Origin of the sequence: Nakamurella flavida (assembly GCF_030811475.1) — a bacterium.
Taxonomy (GTDB): domain Bacteria; phylum Actinomycetota; class Actinomycetes; order Mycobacteriales; family Nakamurellaceae; genus Nakamurella; species Nakamurella flavida.
The window spans coordinates 417047-438746 of record NZ_JAUSQV010000001.1; the positions used below are offsets into that span (position 1 = coordinate 417047).

Genomic DNA, 21700 nt, shown 5'->3' on the forward strand with positions numbered 1-21700 from the left:
CACGGCCCCGGACGGGTCGGACGTGGCCGGGAGAACCCCCCTGTGGTCCCCGTCCGGTCACGGTGGGTGCACGGTTAGACGAGGTAACGAAATCGCTTGCGCCCCGGTACGCGGGCGAGGCCGCGGGATCTCGTGCCGTTCCGTCGCCGCCGGGACACCGGGTGATGAACGACGGTCGAGGACGGGTTGACCTGATCATCACCACTGTCCGGTCCTGCGCCGTTCAACTATCGTCGGTGCAGGTCAGGATGCCTGCCGCAGGCCGGACGAGGATCTCGTCCGGCGGACCGCACGGTGTTTCGCCGACCCTCTGCACCGATCACCTCCTGCCTTCTCGGCAGATCCAGCTCGTCCTCCTCCTCTTCTTCCGTGTGCCTTCCGTCAGGAGCAACCATGTCCATGTCCGTGTCCAGGTCCCTTCTCGCCACCACCCGCCGCAAGGCCGCCGTCGTCGTCGGGGCGGGTGTCCTGCTCCTCGGCGGCGGGGTCGCCTACGCCTACTGGAGCAGCACCGGCACCGGTTCCGGTGCGGCCGAGACCGGCTCGGCGCCGGCCTTCGTCGTCGCGTCCGACCCGGCCACCGGTGACCCGCTCACCCCGGGCGGGCCGGCGCAGAGCGTCGCCTTCAGCGTCACCAACCCCTCCACGGGTGTGCTCAACCTGGCCAGCGTGCTCGTCACCGTGGCCAATGCGGACGGCACCACGTGGACGGCCGGACCCACCGGGGCCTGCAGCGCCGCCGACTACAGCGTGGGCACCCCCGCGATCACCTACGGCCCGATCGCCGCCGGGGCCGCCGCGAACGGCTCCGTCACCATCGCCATGGTCAACCGGTCGGCCAACCAGGACGAGTGCAAGAACGTCACCGTGCCGCTGTACTTCGCCGCCAGCTGATCCACCGCCGCCCCGAACAGGAAGCCGTGCAGACGATGTCGAACCACCGCGACCGGGCCCTGCGGGTACCGGTCGCGGTGGTGCTGTGCGTCCTCCTGATGCTCTGCTCGGTCAGCGCGTCCGCGGACTGGGGTACCGCCGGGCGTGGCGGCGGCGTCGCCCAGACCGGCACCCTCGCTCCGCCCTCCGCGCTCACGGTGCCGCGGCTGACCAACATGGCGTCGCTCCCCGTGCGGTGGGCACCGCCGGCCCGCGGCCCGGTGCCCACCGGGTACTTCGTGGAACGGGTGGGGGGCGGCACCACCCAGCCGGTCTGCAACTCCGGCCCCGCCCGTCCGCTGGCCGCGCTCTCCTGCGCCGACACCGGACTCCGCACCGGAGCCGTCAGCTACCGGGTCACCGCGGTCTACCGGTCGTGGACGGCGACCGCGGTCAGCGACCCCGTCCAGGTGGCCCTGCCGGCCGCCGTCGTGTTCTGCCAGCAGCCCACCTCCACCATCGCCGGCACGCCCGTCTCCCCGGGCGTCGAGCTGTGCCTGGTCACCGCCACCGGGGATCCGGCCGAGGTCGCCGGCATCCCCGTCACCATCGGCCTCACCGGTGGTGCCGGGCAGGGCGTGCTGAACGGCACCCTCACCCGGACCACCGACGCGCAGGGCGCCGTGACGTTCGACGACCTCTCCGTCAACCGGGCCGCCGACGACTACCACCTGCAGGCGACCGCGTCCGGGCTCACCCCGGCGACCAGCAGCACCTTCGCCGTCATCCCGGCCGACGGGTACCACCTGGTCATGACCACGGCAGCACAATCGGGCCCGGCGGCCACCGGCGCGACGCTGGGGCCCATCACCGTGCAGCGGCAGGACTGGCTCGGCAACCCGGTCGTCCTCGGCGCCGCGGCGTCGGTCGCCCTCACCTCGTCGACCACCGGGACCGCCCGCTTCGCCGCCACCTCCGGCGGGACCGCCGTCACCACCGTGTCCATCCCGGCCAACTCCTCGACGGCGACCTTCTACTACGGCGACACCCGGGCCGGGTCGCCGGTGGTCAGCGCCACCGCCGCCGGTCTCGCCTCCGGTTCGCAGGCGCAACGCATCACCGCGGCGGCCGCCAGCAAACTGGCCGTGACCTCGCTGGCGGTGACCGGGACGGCCACCGCCGCCCCCACTCTCGGGCCCCTGACGGTGCAGCGGCAGGACGCCTTCGGCAACGCCGTGCCCACCACCGCGGCGATCACGATCACCCTGTCGTCGAGCTCGACGGGGACGACCGGCTTCTCGACCACGGCGGGTGGTGCGACCATCGGGACGGTCACGATGCCGGCCGGTACCTCCACCGTCTCGTTCACCTACGGCGACACCCGGGCGGGATCACCCGTGGTGACCGCGGCGACGACGGGCCTGACGTCGGCCACCCAGACCCAGACGATCCGCGCCGGGACGGCCACCAGGCTCGCGGTCACCTCGGCGGCCCGCACCGGCGGTGCCTCGTCAGCGGCCAACCTCGGCGCCATCACCGTGCAGCAGCAGGATGTGTTCGGCAACGCCGTGGTCGCCACCGCCGCCGTCCCCGTCGTCCCCGCGTCGAACTCCGCGGGAACCACCCGCTTCGCGGCCCGGGCCAGCGGCACCGCGCTGACCTCGACGACCATCGCCGTCGGTGCGTCCTCGACCACGCTCTACTACGGCGACACCCGGGCCGGCACACCGGTGCTGACCTTCACCTCGCCCGGTCTGACCGCCGTCTCGCAGGGCGCCACCATCGTTCCCGCGACCGCGCGCAAGCTGGTCTTCCTCACCCCGGTCATCACCGCCGCGCCCACGGCCGCCCCGAGCCTGGGCCCGCTGACCGTCCAGCGGCAGGACACCTTCGGCAACGCCGTGGTGGCGACCACCGCGCTCACCGTCACCCTGTCGTCGTCGGCCACCACCACCGGCCAGTTCGCCGCCACCCCCGGCGGCGCGGTCACCACGACGGTGACCATCGCGGCCGGCGCCAGCACGACCTCCTTCGGCTACGGGGACACCCGAGCGGGCACCCCGAAGATCACCGCCGCGAGCAGCGGGCTGACCTCCGCGACCCAGACCGAGACCATCACCGCCACGGCGACCCGGCTCGTCGTCACCACCGCGGCCAGGACGGCGACCGCGTCGTCCAGGACGAATCTCGGCGCGGTCACCGTGCAGCGCCAGGACGCCTTCGGCAACGCGGTGCTGGCGCCGACCGGCGGCACCCCGGTCACCCTGACGTCCTCCACGGCCGGGGTACCCGTCTTCTCCACCACCTCGGGCGGCACCGTGCTGACCACGGTGACGATCCCGGCCGGATCCTCCGCGGTGAGCTTCTACTACGGCGACACCCGCGTCGGCACGCCGACTCTCACCGCGGCGGCCGCCGGTCTCGCGTCGGCGACGCAGGTGCAGACCATCACCCCCGGGACGGCCGCCAAGCTCACGCTGATCACGCCGCCGACCACCGGACCCGCCGCCGACACCGCCACGCTGGGGCCGCTCACCGTGCAGCGGCAGGACACCTTCGGCAACGCCGTGCCCGCGCCGACGGGCGGTCTTCTCCTCACCCTGGCCTCCTCGTCCAGCGGCGCCCGGTTCGCCGGCCTCGACGGCGCCGCCCTGACCACGCTGGCCCTGCCCGAGGGTGCCTCGACCGCGTCGTTCCGGTACGGGGACACCCGGGCCGGGTCACCGGTGGTGTCGGTCGTCCTCAGCGGCCTGACCACGGCCACCCAGATCCAGGTGGTGACCCCGGCGCCGGCGAGCCGCCTGGTGATCACCACGGCGGCACCCACCGGGACGGCGAGCGCCGTCGCGTCGACCGGGCCGATCAGCGTGCAGGCCCAGGACGCGTTCGGCAACGCCGCGCCCGCGCCCGACGGTGGCCTCGGAGTCCAGCTCGGCTCGAGCACCACCGGCACCGCCACCTTCTCCACCACCGCCGGCGGTCCGGCCACGAACCTGGTGACGATCCCCGCCGGGGCGGCCACGGTGACCTTCTACGCCGGCGACACCCGTTCCGGGACGGCCACTCTCGCGGTGACCGCGGCGGGATTGACCGGGACGAGCCAGACGGTCACCACGGTGCCGGCCGCCGCCACCCGGCTGGTCTACCTCACCGCCCCGGTGACCGGACGGGCCGCCACGACGGCCACGCTGGGGCCGCTGACCGTGCAGCGTCAGGACCCGTTCGGCAACCCGGTGGGCGGGGGTGCGATCACCGTCGCCCTGACCTCCAGCACCACGGGAACGGCCCGGTTCGCCACCGCGGCCGGCGGGTCGGCCGTCACCGCCGTGACCATCGCGTCCGGCGCCTCCACCGCGACGTTCTACACCGGCGACACCCGGGTGGGGACGGCCACTCTGACCGCCTCCGCCACCGGGCTGACCGCTGCCGCCCAGCCGTTGACCAGCACCGGGTGAGCGGAGCGGTGGCGGTCGGTCAGGCCGCCGAGAGGGTCAGCACCTGCGGCCCGTCCGGGGTGATGGCCACGGTGTGCTCGGAGTGGGCGGTGCGCGACCCGTCCGCGGACCGGATCGTCCAGCCGTCCGGGTCGAGAACGATCTTGTTCGTGGTGCGGGCCAGCCACGGCTCGATGGCCAGGGTGAGCCCGGAGCGGAGCGTCTCCCCGCGGTGCCGCCGACCGTCGTTGGCCACGTGCGGGTCCTCGTGCATCGTGCGGCCCAGACCGTGCCCGCCGAACTCCAGGTTGACCGAGTACCCGCGCTCGCGGATGACCGACCCGATGGCGGCGGAGATGTCGCCCAGACGATTGCCCGGCCGGGCCTGATCGATACCGGCCGCCAGCGCGAGCTGCGTGGTCTCGATCAGGTGCAGGTCCTCGGGGGCCGCCGTGCCGACCACCACCGAGCGCGCCGAGTCGGCCACCCAGCCGTCGATGCCGACCGCGAAGTCGGCAGTGAGCAGATCCCCGTCGGCCAGCACCTGGTCCCGCGGCAGGCCGTGCAGGACGGCGTCGTTGACGGCCAGGCAGACCACGTTGCGGAACGGGCCGCGGCCGAAGGACGGGGAGTAGTCCCAGTAGCAGGACTCCGCGCCCCGGTCGGCGACCATCGCCCGCGCATGGTGCTCGAGTTCCATCAGGTTGACCCCGGGGGCGGCCATCGCCACCAGCTCGTCCAGGACCTGGGCCACGAATCGACCCGTGACGCGCATCGCCGCGATCTCGTCGGCCGTCTTCAGCTCGGTCATCCCGCTCCCTCGTCCCCTCGTCCGGACGGGCACGGCGATCGCCGGGCGACCGCAGCCCCGTCGTCGGGAGGGTAACCCGGCCCCGGGAACCGCCGGGCGACCGTCGCACCCGCCGGCCGGCACCCGCGCCCGGCGCGGGGCGGCAGGTCAGGTCAGGGCGGCGCGTAGATCCCGGGCCGCCGCCACGGGGTCGACGGCGCCGATGATCGCCTGGCCGACGACCACCACGGCCGGGCCGGCGGCCAGTGCAGCGCCCACCGTGTCGGGCCCGATACCGCCCGCGACGACCAGGTCGAGGGGGGACGCCAGCCGCCCGGCATCCGCCCACCCGCCCGCGCCACCGTCCCGACCGGCCAGCCGCGCGTCGGTCGCGGTGTGCAGGGCGAGCGCCGTGATGCCGTCGGGGTATCCGCGTCCCAGGGCGGCCAACGGATCGGCCTCCAGGATGGTGTCCAGCACGATTGCCCGCCCGCGCGCCCGGGCGGCTCGACCGGCGGCGACCAGGGTGTCCGGACCGGCGGTGGAGAGCACGGTGACGAAGGCCGCGCCGGCGTCGAACAGCATCGCGCACTCGTCGGCCGCCCCGTCCACCGTCTTGCTGTCGGCCAGCACCGGCACCCCGGGGGCGAGCGTGGCCACCGTGGTGATCGCCGCGAGCCCGAACCGCTTGAGCAGGGGAGTGCCCACCTCGACGATGTCGAGGAACGGGGCGATGGCGGGCAGGACGGCGAATCCGGCGGGGGAGTCCAGGGCCACCTGCAGACGGACGGACATCGCCTCACCTCCGGCCGGTCGGAACCGGGCGGGGTGGGAACGCGCCGGTCGATCCGTGAAAGGTCTCACAGGTCCGCCGGGAACCCCCGCTCAGGGGGCGGCGCCGCGCCCACGAGCAGGCCGGACGGCACCCGGTCCATCGGTATCGTCGGCGTCATGACGGTAGCCCTCCGCCTGGCCGAGACGTCCACCGCCGAACTCGGAGGGGTGGCCGGCTGGGTGGTCGGTCTGATGGAGACGCTCGGCGTGGCCGGCGCCGGTCTGGCCGTTGCCGCGGAGAACCTGTTCCCGCCGTTGCCCAGCGAGATCGTCCTCCCGCTCGCCGGCTTCACCGCCAGCCAGGGCACCTTCCACGTCATCCCGGTCATCCTGGTCACCACGCTGGGCTCGCTCCTCGGTGCCCTTGCGCTGTACTGGCTCGGCCGCCGGGTCGGCCAGCAGCGCCTCTGCGCGTTGGCCGAACGCATCCCGCTCATGCACGCGGGCGACATCGACCGCACCGTGGCCTGGTTCACCCGGCACGGCGGCAAGGCGGTCTTCTTCGGTCGGATGATCCCGGTGTTCCGGAGCCTCATCTCCATCCCGGCCGGCGTGGAACGGATGAACGTCGTCAAGTTCAGCCTGCTCACCACGGCCGGCAGCCTGATCTGGAACACCGCGTTCGTGCTGGCCGGCTACCTGCTCGGGCAGAACTGGGCCGTGGTCGAGGAGTACGCGGGCGTCCTGCAGTACGTCGTCATCGGCCTGGTGGCCATCGCGCTGACCGTGTTCGTCGTCCGCCGGGTCCGGCACCGCAAGGAGCCGCACGGTCACCCGGTCGACGCGCCCGAACCGGCTGCTGCCGCCGCCGTCGATCGCGCCGGCTGACCCCGGACGACCGCTCGCCGGCCGTCAGACGGTCGCGCGGCGTCGACCGGCCACCAGGCCGCGCAGACCCAGCACGCCGACCGCGATGCCCACCGTCAGGGCGACCGCGATCAGCGCGGCGTGGACCCAGAGGAAGGCCGTCGGCGTCGAACTGCCGATCGCGCCCTGCCAGGCCCGCTGGTCCTGCCAGATCGCCGCGCCGAACCGCGGCCAGATCCCGATGTTGAACAGACCGGCGAGCACGAGGAAGACCGACCAGCGGCGAGACAGGATCACCTCCGAAGTATGCCGCGCTACCGTGGGCGCCCCCGCGAGCGCGGACCGTCGTCCACGGCCCGCGAACCCGGGCGCCCGTCGAGTACGCCCGAGAGGACATCCGTGTCGAGCCTGGTCCCACCCGTTCCCGACGCACCCACCACGCCGCCCCTGCCGCAGGTGGCGCCGGTCCCGGTGCCGAGCGTCGCCCGGCGCATCGCGGACGAGCTGGCCGTGGCCCTGCGCCAGGTGCAGGCGGCGATCGACCTGCTGGACGGCGGGGCAACCGTCCCGTTCGTGGCGCGGTACCGCAAGGAGGCCACCGGCGGACTGGACGACGCCCAGCTGCGCACCCTGCAGGAACGGTTGGACTACCTGCGCGAGCTCGACGAACGCCGGGACGCCGTGCTGGCCTCCATCGCCGGCCAGGGCGCGTTGACCGTCGAGCTGGCCCGGGCGCTGGCCGCGGCGGACACCAAGTCCCGGGTCGAGGACATCTACCTGCCGTTCAAGCCGCGCCGCCGTACCCGCGCCCAGATCGCCCGCGAAGCCGGTCTCGGACCGCTGGCCGCGGGCCTGCTGGCCGATCCGAGTCAGGACCCGCGCCAGGTGGCGGCGCTGTACGTCGACGCCGACCGGGGTGTGGCCGACGTCGACGCGGTGCTGACCGGGGCGCGGTCGATCCTGTCCGAGACGTTCGGGGAGGACGCCGATCTGATCGGGGAGCTCCGCGAACGGCTGTGGCGGGAGGGTCGCTTGACCAGCGCCGTCAAGGACGGGCGGGAGGTCGACGGGGAGAAGTTCCGCGACTATTTCGCGTTCACCCAGCCGGTCCGGGCACTGCCGTCGCACCGGGTGCTGGCCCTGCTCCGCGGTGAGTCCGAGGGGGTGCTCGACCTGGCCATCGGGGCGGCGGAGGAGCCCACCCGGGATGCCGGACCCGGTCCCTTCGAGCGGGCGATCGCGGCGCGGTTCGGGATCGCCGCCCGCGGGCGGGCCGCCGACGCCTGGCTGCTCGACGCGGTGCGCTGGACCTGGCGCACCCGGTTGTTCGTCTCGCTCGCCGTCGACGTCCGGGCCCGGCTGCGGGCGGCGGCCGAGGAGTCCGCCGCGGCCGTCTTCGCGGCCAACCTGCGGGACGTGCTGTTGGCCGCTCCGGCCGGCGGACGCACCACCCTGGGCCTGGACCCGGGCCTGCGCACCGGGGTCAAGGTCGCCGTGGTCGACGGCACCGGGCGGGTGCTGGCCACCGACACCGTGTACCCGCACGTCCCGCACCGCCGCCGGCAGGAAACGCTGGACACGCTCCGCCGGTTGGTCCGGGTGCACGGCGTCGAGCTCATCGCCATCGGCAACGGGACCGCGTCCCGGGAGACCGACCAGCTGGCCGGGGAGCTCATCGCCGCCCTGGCCGGCGACGGGGTGACCGGAGTGCGTTCGGTGGTGGTGTCCGAGGCGGGGGCGTCCGTCTACTCCGCGTCCGCGCTGGCCGGTGCCGAACTGCCCGGCATGGACGTGTCGCTGCGCGGGGCCGTGTCCATCGCCCGGCGTCTGCAGGATCCGCTGGCTGAGCTGGTCAAGATCGACCCGAAGTCGATCGGGGTCGGGCAGTACCAGCACGACCTCACGCCCGGTCTGCTCGCCCGACACCTGGACAGCACCGTGGAGGACTGCGTGAACGCGGTCGGCGTCGACGTGAACACCGCGTCGGTGCCGCTGCTGGCCCGCGTCTCCGGCATCAGCGGCACCGTGGCGGAGAACATCGTGGCCCACCGGGAGGCCAACGGCCCCTTCCCGACCCGCCGCGCGCTGAACGCCGTACCGCGACTGGGGCCCAAGGCCTACGAGCAGAGTGCAGGGTTCCTGCGGATCGCCGGGGGAGCGGACCCGTTGGACGCCTCCGGGGTGCACCCGGAGGCCTACCCGGTGGTGCGCCGGATCCTGGCCGCGACCGGGACCGCCGTGGACTCCCTGATCGGCAACACCGCGGTGCTCACCGCGTTGCGCCCGACCGACTTCACCGACGAACGCTTCGGCGTTCCCACCGTCGCCGACATCCTCGCCGAGCTCGACAAGCCCGGTCGTGACCCGCGTCCGGAGTTCCGCACCGCCACCTTCACCGCGGACGTGCAGACCATCGGCGACGTCCGGCCCGGCATGGTGCTGGAGGGCGTCGTCACCAACGTCGCCGCCTTCGGAGCTTTCGTCGACATCGGGGTGCACCAGGACGGCCTCGTGCACGTCAGCGCGCTGGCTGACACCTTCGTGGCCGACCCGCGGGACGTGGTCCGCTCCGGGCAGGTCGTGCGGGTCAAGGTGCTGGAGGTCGACCCGCAGCGCAAGCGCATCTCGCTGACCATGCGCCTGCAGGACCCGGTGGAGGGCGCGGGCCCGGACGGCGCAGGACATGGCGGCTCCGGACGTCGCGACCGGGGGGCCGGACGGGGCGCGCCGGGCGGTGGCGGTACGGGCGCCGGACGGGCGGCCGGTCGGTCGGCCGGCGGCGGCGGGGGACAGTCCGGCGCGGCGGCCACCGAGCGGCGGTCCGACGGCCGGCCGGCCGATCAGAGGCGCGGCCCGCGGCGGGAGGGCGGCACCGGCGGCACGCCGAAGGGTCCCGCCGGTGGGCGCGGGACGGGACAGGACGACCGATCCGGTGACCGTCGGCCCGGTGGGTCGCTGGCCGACGCGCTGCGCCAGGCGGGCTGGCGTCGGGACGGCTGACCCCGGGCGGGGCGGCCCCGCCGATCCCCACCCGTCCTGGGCCGGCCGGCGGGTCGTCCCGTCCCGGGTCCTCAAGCCCGGGGCCGGGGGCAGGGTCGGGGAGCTCCTGTCTGCGGCCGGCCTGCATCGGCCACGACCCGGGGGTGGTGCGACGAACACCGTCGGCGACCCTCGGGTGGGGGGCCGCGCCGGTAGACTTCGGCCACGTGATCACTGCTACCGGACTCGAGCTGCGGGCCGGCGCCCGCATTCTGCTCGCCGACACCAATGTCCGGCTGCAGCACGGCGATCGGATCGGCCTCGTCGGCCGCAACGGCGCCGGGAAGACGACCACCCTGCGGGTGCTGGCCGACGAGGGCATCCCCTACGCCGGGTCGGTGAGCCGGAAGGGACCCATCGGCTACCTCCCGCAGGACCCCCGTGAGGGCGACCTCGACATGATCGCGCGGGATCGGGTGCTGTCCGCCCGCGGGCTCGACGTGATGGTGTCGCAGCTGGCCAAGGTGCAGATCCAGATGTCCGAGCTCACCGGCAGCCAGCTCGACGACGCCACCAACCGGTACGGGCAGATCGAGGAGCGGTTCTCCTCGATGGGCGGGTACGCCGCCGAGTCCGAGGCGGCCCGCATCTGCTCCAACCTCGGTCTGGCCGACCGCATCCTCGAGCAGCCCATGCGCACCCTGTCCGGTGGCCAGCGTCGCCGCGTGGAGCTGGCCCGGATCCTGTTCGCCGCCGAGGCCGATGCCGGTGCCGGCGGGCAGAGCACGCAGCTGCTGCTCGACGAGCCCACCAACCACCTCGACGCCGACTCCATCACCTGGCTGCGCGACTTCCTCAAGACCTTCAGCGGCGGGCTCATCATCATCAGCCACGACGTCGAGCTGCTGGCCGCCGTCGTCAACAAGGTCTGGTTCCTGGACGCCGTGCGCGGCGAGCTCGACGTCTACAACATGACCTGGGGTCGGTACCTCGAGGCTCGGTCCACCGACGAGCAGCGTCGTCGCCGCGAGCGCGCGAACGCCGAGAAGAAGGCCTCGGCGCTGATGCTGCAGGCGGCCAAGCTGGGCGCGAAGGCCACCAAGGCCGCGGCCGCCCACCAGATGGTCAACCGGGCCGAGAAGCTGCTGTCCTCCCTGGACGAGGTGCGGGTCAGCGACAGGGTGGCCAAGATCCGGTTCCCGAACCCGGCGGCCTGCGGCAAGACCCCGCTGACGGCGAGCAACCTGTCGAAGACGTACGGCTCGCTGGAGATCTTCACCGGCGTCGACCTGGCCATCGACCGGGGGAGCCGCGTCGTCGTCCTCGGGTTCAACGGTGCCGGCAAGACCACCCTGCTCAAACTGCTCGGGGGCCGTGAGAAGCCGGACACCGGTGAGGTGGAGGCGGGGCACGGCCTCAAGCTCGGGTACTACGCGCAGGAGCACGAGACCCTGGACCCGGACGCCACCGTGTGGGAGAACACCCGACACGCAGCACCCGACGCGAACGCCCAGGAGCTGCGAAACCTGTTGGGCACCTTCCTGTTCACCAGTGAGCAGATGGACCAGCCGGCCGGCACGCTGTCCGGTGGCGAGAAGACCCGGCTGGCGTTGGCCGGTCTGGTCTCCTCCGCCGCGAACGTGCTGCTGCTCGACGAGCCGACCAACAACCTCGATCCCGCCTCGCGTGAGCAGGTCCTCGACGCCCTGCGCCGGTACGCCGGCGCCGTCGTCCTGGTCACCCACGATCCGGGTGCGGTGTCCGCCCTGCATCCCGAGCGGGTCATCCTCCTGCCCGACGGGACCGAGGACCACTGGTCGGCCGACTACCTCGAACTGGTCGAACTGGCCTGAGGCCGGCGCGCACCCCTGCCCGACGCGGCACCCCGACGCGGGGACCCGGCCTGCCCGTGGGGGACCGGGGAGAACACGCCGTCGGCGACGCCGGGAGGCGGCCCCCGGCACTCCGAGGATCTTCCTGCCCGAACCCGCATGAAAATGTGCCCGTTTGTCTGCCCGTTTGATGCCCGAGTGAACGTTCACCCAGGCGCGAATCGTCGTGCCGGTGTCGGGCCACAGAGCCGAGTGGGCGCAGGTGAACGCCGTGAACTCATGATCATCGCGCGGTCGGGTGATGCTCGCCGTTGATGCCCGTTCTCGGCTTCGAAGCGTGATGCAAACTGGCGCGGGAGGGTGATCTGCTCGAAGATTGACGCGCTGAGGGGTCCGCACAGGGCAGACCACCGTCGACCGCAGCAGCCAGGGAGAGGTGGGGGTACGTGGCTACCGACACGACCACATCGCCAGCATCACGGGCGCGAGCGAAAACCACCCTGAAGAAGGGTGCCCGCATCACCGGGGTCGCTCGGGAGAAACTCGCCGCGGATCTGCGCAAGAAGTACGAAAAGGGGCAGAGCATTCGGGCGCTCGCCGAGGGGACCGGACGGTCCTACGGTTTCGTGCACCGCTTGCTGATGGACGCCGAAGTGCCCTTGCGCGGCCGGGGCGGGGCGACCCGCAAGAAGAAGTAGGTCGACACCAGGACTCCCTCCGCACACGGAGCGGGCGGAATCCCGGCGTCGATCGGCATCAGGGCACCGGGCGGAGGACAGACCGCCCGGTGCCCTTCTGCGTCCGGCCGCTGCCGCCCGGCGGGGGAGCGGGAGCGCCGGGGATCGCCGTGCTGGGCCGGACGTCCGGACAAGCGTTGTGATGCAACGGATCTGAGAGCGTCGCCAGGTCGTGGGGGAACGGCGCCCCGGTGGGTCGCTCGGGATGGAAGGCTGGGGTGATGTCCGAAACCCCTCCGTCCGCCCTCACCACCCCGAGCGGCTCCGACGGTCTCGACGTCATCATGTCCGGCACCGTCTTCTTCGACATGGTGCTCACCGGTCTGCCGTCCCTTCCTTCGGCAGGCACCGAACTGCCGGCCGAGGGAATGGGCGCCTGTCCCGGGGGAATCGCCAATCTGGCCGTCGCCGCCACGCGATTGGGCCTGCGCACGGGGCTCGCGTCCTCCTTCGGCGACGACGTGTACGGCGATTTCCTGTGGCGCACCCTCGTCGAGGAAGGGGTCGATCTCTCCCTTTCCCGACGCATCGATCAGTGGCATTCACCGGTGACGGTCTCCCTGGCCGTGCACCGCGACCGGGCGATGGTCACCCATGCCCACGATTCACCGCTGTCGGCCGCCGACCTGCTGGGCGACCCGCCCCCCGCCGCGGCGGGCGTGGTGCACCTGGGTGAACAGCCCGAACCCTGGGTGGCGCAGGCCCGGGCTCACGGAACGTTGCTCTTCGGGGACGTCGGCTGGGACGCCACGGAGCAGTGGCCCACCTCGACGCTCACGCAGTTGGCGGATCTGCACGCGTTCCTGCCCAACAGCACCGAGGCGATGGCCTACACCCGCACCGAGGACCCGCGAGCCGCGCTCATGCATCTGGCCGATCTGGTGCCCATTGTGGTGGTGACCTGCGGTGGTCAGGGTTCCATCGGCCTGGACGCGTTGACCGGCGAGGAGGAATGGGTGCCCTCCCTGCCGGTGAACGCCGTCGACGCCACCGGAGCCGGGGACGTCTTCGCCGCGGCCTTCATCGCCGGCACCCTGCGCGAGTGGCCGCTGCGGACCCGGATGGCCTTCGCCAACCTGTGTGCGGCGTTGTCGGTGCAGCAGGTCGGTGGCTCCCTGGCCGCACCGGGCTGGGGCGACGTGAGCGACTGGATCGCCGGTGTCCGCAAGCAGGCTGCCGCGGGCTCGCGATCGGCAGCCGTTCTCGCCCACGGGTACGAGTTCCTCGACGAGGCCATCCCGGAGGGCCCCCGCAATGCCGTACGGAGAGCCGGCGCGACCATCGCCCGCTTCTCCGACGCCTGAGCCCCCGCCCGGACGGGCCGGTGCGCACGAACCGTCCGAGGTAGTGAGAGGGTGGAGGCTGCTCACCGATCAGGAGGACTCCATGTCGTTGGCCGCCAAACTGCGCCGTGCCCCGGGCCGCATCGCCGCCGGTTCGTACATTCTCAATTCCGGGCTGGGCAAGCTGAAGGGTGACCAGGCGACCGCCACGGCCATCCACGGCCAGGCCGCCGGTGCCTACCCCGTCCTGCACAAGGTGCAGCCCAGCATCTTCCTCAAGGGTCTGGCCGTCGGGGAGGTCGTCGTCGGTGCGGCGCTGCTCGCCCCGATCGTCCCCGCCGGACTCGCCGGGATCGCCCTGACCGGGTTCGCCGGGAGCCTCCTCGGCTTCTACATCCGGACGCCCGGCGTGCACGACAAGTACCTGCGCCCCACCCCCGGGGGCATCGCCCTGGCCAAGGACGTGTGGCTGGCCGGGATCGGGATCGGTCTGGTCATCGACGCCGCCCTCAGCGAGTCCCCGGTGACCCGCACCGACTGACCTGCTCAGCATCCTGTCGACCGCCGGGCCCGGATGCATGGGGCCCGGCGGTCGCGGTGCGTCGGGGGACCGGTGCCTCTTCCGCGCCCGTCCCCAGCTGGGTGAGCCCAGGTCCGGCCAGCACCGGATCAGTGCGTGGGACGCAGCTGTCGAGCCATGCGGACGAGCAGACCTGCCGCCACCCCTGCGGCACGCGCCGACCTCCGCCACGACTCCGCGACCTCCGGTCGCGGGCGGAGGGGGTGGCGTCCCGGGAGGTGGCGCGGGTAGTCCGGGTGCGTCGTCGGCTGGTTCGTGTCGTGTTCCGGCATCACCGGTCTCCTCGGGTCGAGTGTCGAGCCGCGCCCCGCTGCTGCCCACCGCCCAGGGTAGCCAGAGTTCGATCCTGGCCCGGGGGAGAATCGGCTGAGGTCCGCGAGCATCCGACGGGGGGAGGTCACCCGGTCGGGTGCGACGGGTTCCCGCTCCGCGCCGGGCGTGGTCAGTGGATGTGCGGAGGCGTCCCCGCCAGCAGTCGCTCGTATCGGCCCTCCGCCGGATGGGCGGATGCCGGCGGGCGTCGGGCGACGAAGAGCAGGGTCACCGCCGACGCGACAGCGGCCACCGCCCACACCGGGGTCCGCACGATCGCCGCGGCAACCTCGATGCCCGCCGCTGCCGCCAGTCCCAGCATGGCGACCACCCGTTGGGAGCGGGGGGTGTCCTTCGCGTCCTGACGGAGCCGGCGGATGGCCAGGCGGTCGATGATCGGGTCACCGCTCGGCTCCCCGGTCCGCATGACAGCGGCGAACCGTTCCTGCCCCCTGGGTGACAATCTGCGCACCGGTCGATCGCGCCACCACAGGGCGAAGCGGACCACCAGGAAGGTCCCCGCCATCTGGGCGACGAACTGCCACGAATGGAAGAGCGCCGACAGCGCCCCCACCGCGGCGACGAACAACACCACCGCCCAGACCACGGTCCTGTGGGGGGAGAGCCTCACCGTGCGCGGACCGACCCCTCGACCAGGTCGAGCACCTCGGCCAGATGCCCGACGGGGAGCCCGGCCGCCAGGTGGGACACCAGCCCCTCCAGGACCAGGGCGAGATACCCGGCCAGGACGTCGATCTCGACGTCGGCGCGAAGCACTCCCGCGTCCCGCTGACGGATCAGGCGGGCCCGGGTGGCGGCCGCGATGGCCTCGGTGCGGGACTGCCAGCCGTGCCGGAAGACCGGATCGGTGCGCAGCCGGCGGGAGACCTCGAGCTGGGTACCCAGCCAGCCCGCGTCGGGTGCGGTGATCAGGTCACGCATCACCTGCACCAGACCCTGTCGGGCCACCGTCGCGGCCATCTCCTCCGCGTCCTCCACGGCCAGGGCCAGGAAGAGCGACTCCTTGTCCGGGAAGTGGTGGAAGATCGCCCCGCGGCTCAGGCCGATCCCGTCCTCCAGCACCCGCACCGTGGCCCCCTCGTACCCGTGCCGCGCGAACGCGGCACGGGCACCGGTGAGGATCTGCCGTCGGCGCGCCAGCAGGTGATCGGCGCTGACCTTCGGCATCGGGGCTCAGCCGCGCCGGACCGCGCCGGATCGCACCGTCACGCCGTGCCGGCCAGCAGGTTGCGCAGCACGTACTGCATGATGCCGCCGTTGCGGTAGTAGTCCGCCTCACCGGGGGTGTCGATGCGGACGACAGCATCGAAGCTGACGACCGTGCCGTCGGCCTTCGTCGCGCTGACCGCGACGGTGCGCGGGGTGCGGCCCTCGTTCAGCCCGGTGATGCCGCTGATCGCGAAGGTCTCGGTCCCGTCGAGCCCGAGCGATGCGGCGTTCTCCCCGGCCGGGAACTGCAGCGGGATGACGCCCATGCCGATGAGGTTGGAGCGGTGGATACGCTCGAACGACTCGGTGATGACCGCCCGCACGCCGAGCAGCGCGGTGCCCTTGGCCGCCCAGTCACGGGACGAGCCCGAGCCGTACTCCTTGCCGCCCAGGATGACCAGCGGGGTGCCCTGCTCGGCGTAGTTCTGCGCGGCGTCGTAGATGAACGCCTGCGGCGCGTCGAGGCCCTCGCCCTGGGTGAAGTCGCGGGTGTAGCCGCCCTGCACCCCGTCCAGCAGCTGGTTGCGCAGCCGGATGTTGGCGAAGGTCCCCCGGATCATCACCTCGTGGTTGCCGCGGCGCGAGCCGTAGGAGTTGAAGTCGCGACGCTCGATGCCGTGCTCGGTCAGGTACTTCCCGGCCGGCGTGTCCGCCTTGATCGCCCCGGCGGGGGAGATGTGGTCGGTGGTGACGCTGTCACCGAGCAGGGCCAGCACCCGGGCGCCGGCGATGTCGGTGACCGGGGTGGGCTGCGCGGGCATCCCGTCGAAGTACGGGGGCTTGCGGACGTAGGTGGAGTCCGCGTCCCACTCGAAGGTCTTGCCCGTCGGCGTGGGCAGCGCCTTCCAGCGCTCGCCGCCGTCGAAGACGTCCGCGTAGCTGTCGGCGAACATCTGCTTGTTGATCGAGCTGGCGATCGTCTCCTGGATCTCCTGCGGCGAGGGCCACAGGTCCTTCAGGAAGACGTCGGTGCCCTGCTCGTCCTGCCCGAGGGGCTGGGTCTCGAAGTCGAAGTCCATCGTCCCGGCGAGGGCGTAGGCGATGACCAGCGGCGGGGAGGCCAGGTAGTTCATCTTGACGTCCGGGTTGATCCGACCCTCGAAGTTCCGGTTGCCGGAGAGCACCGAGACCACGGTCAGGTCGGCCTCGTTGACGGCGGCGGAGATCTCCTCCGGCAGCGGACCGGAGTTGCCGATGCAGGTGGTGCAGCCGTAGCCGACGAGGTTGTAGCCCAGCTTGTCCAGGTACGGCCACAGGCCGGCCTTGGTGTAGTAGTCGGTGACGACCTGTGACCCCGGCGCCATGGTGGTCTTCACCCACGGCTTGACGGTCAGGCCACGCTCGACGGCGTTGCGGGCGAGCAGGGCCGCGCCCAGCATCACCGACGGGTTGGACGTGTTGGTGCACGAGGTGATCGCGGCGATGACGACGGCGCCGTGGTCCAGGTCGAACGTGCCGTACTCGGACGAGGTCACCCGGGTCGGCCGGCTCGGCCGGCCGTCGGCACCCGAGGCCGCGGAGTGCACCGTGGTCAGCGTGGGCTGGTCGGCGTCCTCCTGGTCGCTGCCCGGGGAGAACGACGCCGGGTCGCTGGCCGGGAACGTCTCCTGCACCGACTCGTCGACCGAGGTCTCCGGGGTGGCCGCGTTGTTGGTGATGTAGTCGTGCACCGCGGTGCGGAACGCCGGCTTGGCCGCAGCCAGCTCGATGCGGTCCTGGGGACGCTTCGGCCCGGCGATGGACGGCACGACCGTGGACAGGTCGAGCTCCAGGTACTCGGAGAAGACCGGCTCGTGCGACGGGTCGTGCCACAGGCCCTGGGCCTTGGCGTACTGCTCGACCAGGGCGACCTGCGCGGCGGGACGGCCGGTCAGCTCGAGGTACTTGATGGTCTCGTCGTCGATCGGGAAGATCGCCGCGGTGGAGCCGAATTCGGGGCTCATGTTGCCGATGGTGGCCCGGTTGGCCAGCGGGACGACCCCGACGCCCTCGCCGTAGAACTCCACGAACTTGCCGACCACGCCGTGCTTGCGCAGCATCTCGGTGATCGTGAGCACGACGTCGGTGGCGGTGGTGCCGGACGGGATCTCGCCGGTCAGCTTGAAGCCGACGACGCGGGGGATGAGCATGGAGACGGGCTGGCCGAGCATGGCCGCCTCGGCCTCGATGCCGCCGACGCCCCAGCCCAGCACGCCCAGGCCGTTGACCATGGTGGTGTGCGAGTCGGTGCCGACGCAGGAGTCGGGGTACGCGACACCCCCACGGTCCATGACGACGCGGGCCAGGTGCTCGATGTTGACCTGGTGCACGATGCCGGTGCCCGGCGGGACGACCTTGAACTCGTCGAACGCGGTCTGGCCCCAGCGCAGGAACTGGTAGCGCTCGAAGTTGCGCTCGTACTCCAGGTCGACGTTGCGCTCGAAGGCGTCCGCACGACCGAACACGTCGGCGATGACGGAGTGGTCGATGACCAGCTCGGCCGGGGCCAGCGGGTTGATCTTGTCCGGGTCGCCGCCGAGGTCGGCCATGGCCTCGCGCATGGTGGCCAGGTCGACGACGCAGGGCACGCCGGTGAAGTCCTGCATGATCACCCGCGCCGGGGTGAACTGGATCTCGGTGTCCGGTTCGGCGGTCGGATCCCAGTTCGCCAGGGCGAGGATGTGGTCCTTGGTGATGTTCGCGCCGTCCTCGGTGCGGACGAGGTTCTCCAGCAGCACCTTGAGCGAGAACGGCAGCTTGGCCGCGTTCTCCAGCCCTTCGACATCGCTGATCTTGTAGATCTCGTAGTCGTGGTCCCCGTCGGCGGAGGTCACGGACAGGGTCTGGTGGGCGGCGAAACTGTTCTTGCTGGCGGCAGGCACGGCACTCTCCTCGGTGGCACGCGGCGGCGGTTACCGGGTCGAGCGGCGGCGGCGCACGACCTCGGGCGGAGCGGGACCGTCGCCGACGTCGGCAGGCGATCCAGATCAAACAGTACGCTTGTCCTGTTAGAGCGGCAACACGATCGAGCGCATCCTCCCGCACACGGCCGACGGCCCGGACCGCGGGTGCGGTCCGGGCCGCCGGCCGGTGCTGGCAGGTCCCTGCGGGTGGGCGGGTCAGTTCCCCGCGAGGCTGATGAAGTAGTCGATGTCGGCCGGCTCCAGGCCCTTCATCAACGAGATCAGCACGTCCGATCCGGTGCGGATCGGGCTCACGTACCACTTGCCGTCGACCTGGGTGGTGACCACGCCGAGCCCGATCAGCTGCTTGAACTCCCGCTTGACGATGTCCAGCACCTGCGGGTCGAGGTCCTCGCCCATCTGGCTCGCCAAGGACTCCAGGGTGGCGTCGTCCAGGGTGATGGTCGGCTGGTCCGGGATGCCGCTGATCGTCAGCGTCCCGGCGGCGACGTCCCGGGTGATGGTGACGGTGCCCTCGGGGGTCTCCACATCGGCGCTGAGGAGGGAGACCTTGCGACCACCGGCCACGTCGGTGACGTCCCACTGTGCGTTGCTGAACCCGACGCCACCGAGATCCTCGGCGGTGGGCTCACCGGTCTGCTGGATCAGCAGCTTGCCGTAGTCGTGCACGACGCCCATCTCGTCCGGCGGGAGCAGCCCGATGACCTTCTCCAGGTCGCCCGCGGTGGCCGCGGCGATCAGCTGGTCCACGGCGGCGGACTCGGAATCGGCGCCGGCGGCGGGGATCGTGTCGGCCGCGGTCGGCTGGGCCAGACCGGCGGCATCGGTGGCCAGTCCGGCCACCGTGTAGAAGACGCTCGGGTACCACTCTCCGTCCCGCATCACGGTGGCGATGCGCAGCGGGTGGCCCAGCTCCTGGGTGGCGTCGGCGATGTTCACGGTCTGCGTCTGGGCGGAACCCTGCATCTCGTCCCACTGCGGACCCAGGGCGTCGCTCAGGGCGGTGTCGATCTTGTCGGTGAACGGCACCTTGCTCGGGTCACTGGTGACGGTGAGGGTCCCGCCGGTGACCTCGACGAAGGCCAGGTGATCGGGCTGCGGGGTGGTGGTCGCCCCGTAGGTCAGCCCGGACACGGTGATCGTCGACCCGGTCAGGGAGTTGGGTTCGACATCGGACTTGATGATCTCGAGTCGCTTCATCTCGTCCAGGATCGCGACGTTGAAATCCTGGTAGACCGACCCCTCGGCCGGATCCAGCGCGGTGGCCATGCCGACCAGGTCGTTGGACGACAGAGCGGTGGCGAAGGTCTCGACCGCAGCCTGCGGCGTGGAGGCGCCGGCAGCGGGCTTGGTGTCGCGGTAGGCGAAGTACCAGACCCCCGTCCCGACCAGCAGCAGTGCGACCAGGGCGGCCGCGATGACCAGGATCGGCCCGCGTGACTTCTGCTTGGGGGGCTCGGTGTCCTGCTGGAAGGTCGGCTGCCCGGTGTTCGGGTCCCATCCCTGCTGCGGTGCGGCGGGATCGCCCGCCCAGCCCTGGGGGGCGCCGGCGGGCGGGCTCTGCCATCCCTGCGGGGCGCCGGCGGGCGGCTGCCAGCCCTGCGGGCCCGGCGCGTTCTGCCAGCCCTGCTGGGGGTCCGGCTGGGCGGGCGCACCCGACCAGCCCGGTGCGCCGGCGGCGGGCGCAGCGCTCGGGGCGGCCCATCCCGAGCCGTCACCCTGCTGACTCGCGGGCAGGCGGAGCGGGCCGGTCTGGTCCTGGGAGCCGGCGGGCGGCGTGCCCTGACCGTCTCCGGGTCGGCGCGGATCGCTCTCGCGTCCCGGACCGTTCGGCGGGCCGTACTCACTCATGGGCTGTCCTTCTCACCTCGGGCGCCGGGTGGGCACCGTTGTCCTGGTCGCACTCGCGTTCTGGTGGAACCCGGATCCCCGTCGATCCGGCCGTGCCGTGCCGTTCGTGGGTGGCTCGCTCTCCCGGGGAAGAGGTCACGGATCACCCACGGCCGGTCACATTCTCCGGTCTCGCCGCTGTCAACCGGCCAGGTGATCCGAAGAACAACCCGAAAGAGCCGGTGGCGTCGCCGGAGCGAGGACTCCGCACGCGGGTGAACAGCGCTGGAGCGGATAGCTCCCGACCGTCGTGAGGATCGACGGCCCGCCGTAGCCCTCGCCGTCGCTCCGGACGGTCGGTCACCCGGGAGCAGACCGGGACCCCGGACCACCCGTGGGGATGGGCTTCGCCCCGATCGGTCGGGCGCGCACCAGCAGTAGGACGCCGGTGACCACCAGACCCGCCGCGCCGAGGGCGAGCACCACCGGCCCGGCCGGGGCGAGCCTGATCCCGGCGCCGGCCCTCCCGGAACCGAGGACCAGGGTGGCCACCCCCAGGCCCAGGGTCAGGACCCCGACGGTCAGCGCGCACCCCCCGGCCCACCGACGCAGACCGGTCACCAGCAGGGCGATCGGCACCAGCACGACGACCGCGACTCCGGGCCAGGCGTCGGGCAACCAGGACAGCGAACTGTCGCGGACCAGAGCGAGCCGGTCGATGACCGCCGCCACCTGGAAGCTGTTGCGCTCGACCGATCCCGACCGCAGCCACGGCAGGAACAGGCCCGCCACGACCAGCGCGCACGACAGGACGAGCAGGACGGCCGGAGCGCCGGTCCGGGAGCGGACGAGGGGGCGGCTGTCGGTCATCGGATCAGTCTGCGGGCTGCCCCGTGTTCTCCCGGCGATCCCGGTCGCGGTTCTCCCGGCGATCCGCGGTCGGCGAGGCATCGGGCCGGAACCCGGGCCAGGCGGCGACGGGCGTGTCCCAGGTGTCGTGGCCCACACGCGGAGCTCCCCCAGCGCGGACGACCTCCCTGTGTCACGCAGAGTGATGGATCTCGGCGTCCGGGGGGAGGCGACACGCGGACGGGGCATTTGTTACACATGGGCACCAAGGGTTTACCGGGACTGCTGGTCAACAAGGGGGCCAGAGTGAGAAGGTGCTCCCTGGCGTGTCGAGTTGACATGCCGCCGGTCCGAACTCATGTCCGGATCGACATCGCGCCGACAGGCGCAGCGAAGGGAGTGACGTGGCAGCGTCGAGTCGCGCACG

Annotated in this window: 16 protein-coding genes; 8 read left to right on the forward strand and 8 right to left on the reverse strand. The window is 72.4% G+C overall.

What is annotated here, in order from left to right; all coding sequences use genetic code 11:
• Positions 1 to 393: 393 nt before the first annotated feature.
• Together J2S58_RS01825 and J2S58_RS01830 are read left to right on the forward strand one after the other, a co-directional pair.
• On the forward strand, positions 394 to 894 hold the full coding sequence (locus J2S58_RS01825; RefSeq protein WP_205255308.1) for a hypothetical protein: 501 nt from the start codon (positions 394 to 396) through the stop codon (positions 892 to 894).
• Positions 895 to 929: 35 nt separating this feature from the next.
• The gene (locus J2S58_RS01830; RefSeq protein WP_205255309.1) at positions 930 to 4328 is read left to right on the forward strand and encodes a beta strand repeat-containing protein; all 3399 of its coding nucleotides are present in this window, start codon (positions 930 to 932) and stop codon (positions 4326 to 4328) included.
• Positions 4329 to 4347: 19 nt separating this feature from the next.
• On the opposite strand, the gene map is transcribed toward J2S58_RS01830, so the two are convergent.
• The gene (gene map / locus J2S58_RS01835) at positions 4348 to 5118 is read right to left on the reverse strand and encodes a type I methionyl aminopeptidase (RefSeq protein WP_205255310.1); all 771 of its coding nucleotides are present in this window, start codon (positions 5116 to 5118) and stop codon (positions 4348 to 4350) included.
• A gap of 147 nt (positions 5119 to 5265) precedes the next feature.
• Positions 5266 to 5892: an orotidine 5'-phosphate decarboxylase / HUMPS family protein gene (locus J2S58_RS01840; protein WP_205255311.1), complete on the reverse strand. Its 627-nt coding sequence runs from the start codon at positions 5890 to 5892 to the stop codon at positions 5266 to 5268.
• A gap of 156 nt (positions 5893 to 6048) precedes the next feature.
• Between J2S58_RS01840 and J2S58_RS01845 the strand changes: the two genes are divergently transcribed.
• Complete coding sequence (locus J2S58_RS01845) at positions 6049 to 6759, forward strand: DedA family protein (RefSeq protein ID WP_205255312.1); 711 nt, start codon at positions 6049 to 6051, stop codon at positions 6757 to 6759.
• A gap of 24 nt (positions 6760 to 6783) precedes the next feature.
• Here J2S58_RS01845 and J2S58_RS01850 read toward each other — a convergent pair whose 3' ends face one another.
• A complete protein-coding gene (locus J2S58_RS01850) occupies positions 6784 to 7035 on the reverse strand; it encodes an SCO4848 family membrane protein (RefSeq protein ID WP_205255313.1) in 252 nt (83 codons plus the stop codon).
• Between the two features lie 150 nt (positions 7036 to 7185).
• On the opposite strand from J2S58_RS01850, the gene J2S58_RS01855 reads away from it, so the two are divergent.
• The 5 genes from J2S58_RS01855 (at position 7186) to J2S58_RS01875 (ending at position 14110) form a co-directional block, all read left to right on the forward strand.
• Positions 7186 to 9738, forward strand: coding sequence for a Tex family protein (locus J2S58_RS01855; protein WP_425575796.1), 2553 nt, complete (start codon positions 7186 to 7188; stop codon positions 9736 to 9738).
• A 206-nt stretch (positions 9739 to 9944) separates the two neighbouring features.
• A complete protein-coding gene (locus tag J2S58_RS01860; protein WP_205255315.1) occupies positions 9945 to 11570 on the forward strand; it encodes an ABC-F family ATP-binding cassette domain-containing protein in 1626 nt (541 codons plus the stop codon).
• A 425-nt stretch (positions 11571 to 11995) separates the two neighbouring features.
• Positions 11996 to 12247, forward strand: coding sequence for a helix-turn-helix domain-containing protein (locus J2S58_RS01865; protein WP_205255316.1), 252 nt, complete (start codon positions 11996 to 11998; stop codon positions 12245 to 12247).
• 260 nt (positions 12248 to 12507) lie between these two features.
• Positions 12508 to 13590, forward strand: coding sequence for a carbohydrate kinase family protein (locus J2S58_RS01870; protein WP_205255317.1), 1083 nt, complete (start codon positions 12508 to 12510; stop codon positions 13588 to 13590).
• A gap of 82 nt (positions 13591 to 13672) precedes the next feature.
• Positions 13673 to 14110, forward strand: coding sequence for a hypothetical protein (locus J2S58_RS01875; RefSeq protein ID WP_205255318.1), 438 nt, complete (start codon positions 13673 to 13675; stop codon positions 14108 to 14110).
• Between the two features lie 481 nt (positions 14111 to 14591).
• Here J2S58_RS01875 and J2S58_RS01880 read toward each other — a convergent pair whose 3' ends face one another.
• The 5 genes from J2S58_RS01880 to J2S58_RS01900 form a co-directional block, all read right to left on the reverse strand.
• The gene (locus J2S58_RS01880) at positions 14592 to 15092 is read right to left on the reverse strand and encodes a hypothetical protein (RefSeq protein ID WP_205255319.1); all 501 of its coding nucleotides are present in this window, start codon (positions 15090 to 15092) and stop codon (positions 14592 to 14594) included.
• A complete protein-coding gene (locus tag J2S58_RS01885) occupies positions 15089 to 15649 on the reverse strand; it encodes a TetR/AcrR family transcriptional regulator (RefSeq protein ID WP_205255320.1) in 561 nt (186 codons plus the stop codon). Before J2S58_RS01885 ends, J2S58_RS01880 begins: the two co-directional genes overlap by 4 nt.
• 38 nt (positions 15650 to 15687) lie before the next feature.
• Positions 15688 to 18552: an aconitate hydratase gene (locus J2S58_RS01890; protein ID WP_205255321.1), complete on the reverse strand. Its 2865-nt coding sequence runs from the start codon at positions 18550 to 18552 to the stop codon at positions 15688 to 15690.
• Between the two features lie 237 nt (positions 18553 to 18789).
• The gene (locus J2S58_RS01895; RefSeq protein WP_205255322.1) at positions 18790 to 20445 is read right to left on the reverse strand and encodes a hypothetical protein; all 1656 of its coding nucleotides are present in this window, start codon (positions 20443 to 20445) and stop codon (positions 18790 to 18792) included.
• A gap of 339 nt (positions 20446 to 20784) precedes the next feature.
• Positions 20785 to 21294 carry a hypothetical protein gene (locus J2S58_RS01900; protein WP_205255323.1) on the reverse strand — a complete coding sequence of 170 codons (510 nt, stop codon included), beginning with the start codon at positions 21292 to 21294 and terminating at the stop codon, positions 20785 to 20787.
• Positions 21295 to 21700: the final 406 nt, after the last annotated feature.

Coding starts and splice junctions, on each gene's coding strand:
- J2S58_RS01825 (WP_205255308.1), top strand. CDS start 394: ATGTCCATGTCCGTGTCCAGGTCCCTTCTCGCCACCACCCGCCGCAAG.
- J2S58_RS01830 (WP_205255309.1), top strand. CDS start 930: ATGTCGAACCACCGCGACCGGGCCCTGCGGGTACCGGTCGCGGTGGTG.
- map (WP_205255310.1), bottom strand. CDS start 5,118: ATGACCGAGCTGAAGACGGCCGACGAGATCGCGGCGATGCGCGTCACG.
- J2S58_RS01840 (WP_205255311.1), bottom strand. CDS start 5,892: ATGTCCGTCCGTCTGCAGGTGGCCCTGGACTCCCCCGCCGGATTCGCC.
- J2S58_RS01845 (WP_205255312.1), top strand. CDS start 6,049: ATGACGGTAGCCCTCCGCCTGGCCGAGACGTCCACCGCCGAACTCGGA.
- J2S58_RS01870 (WP_205255317.1), top strand. CDS start 12,508: ATGTCCGAAACCCCTCCGTCCGCCCTCACCACCCCGAGCGGCTCCGAC.
- J2S58_RS01875 (WP_205255318.1), top strand. CDS start 13,673: ATGTCGTTGGCCGCCAAACTGCGCCGTGCCCCGGGCCGCATCGCCGCC.
- J2S58_RS01885 (WP_205255320.1), bottom strand. CDS start 15,649: ATGCCGAAGGTCAGCGCCGATCACCTGCTGGCGCGCCGACGGCAGATC.
- J2S58_RS01895 (WP_205255322.1), bottom strand. CDS start 20,445: ATGAGTGAGTACGGCCCGCCGAACGGTCCGGGACGCGAGAGCGATCCG.
- J2S58_RS01900 (WP_205255323.1), bottom strand. CDS start 21,294: ATGACCGACAGCCGCCCCCTCGTCCGCTCCCGGACCGGCGCTCCGGCC.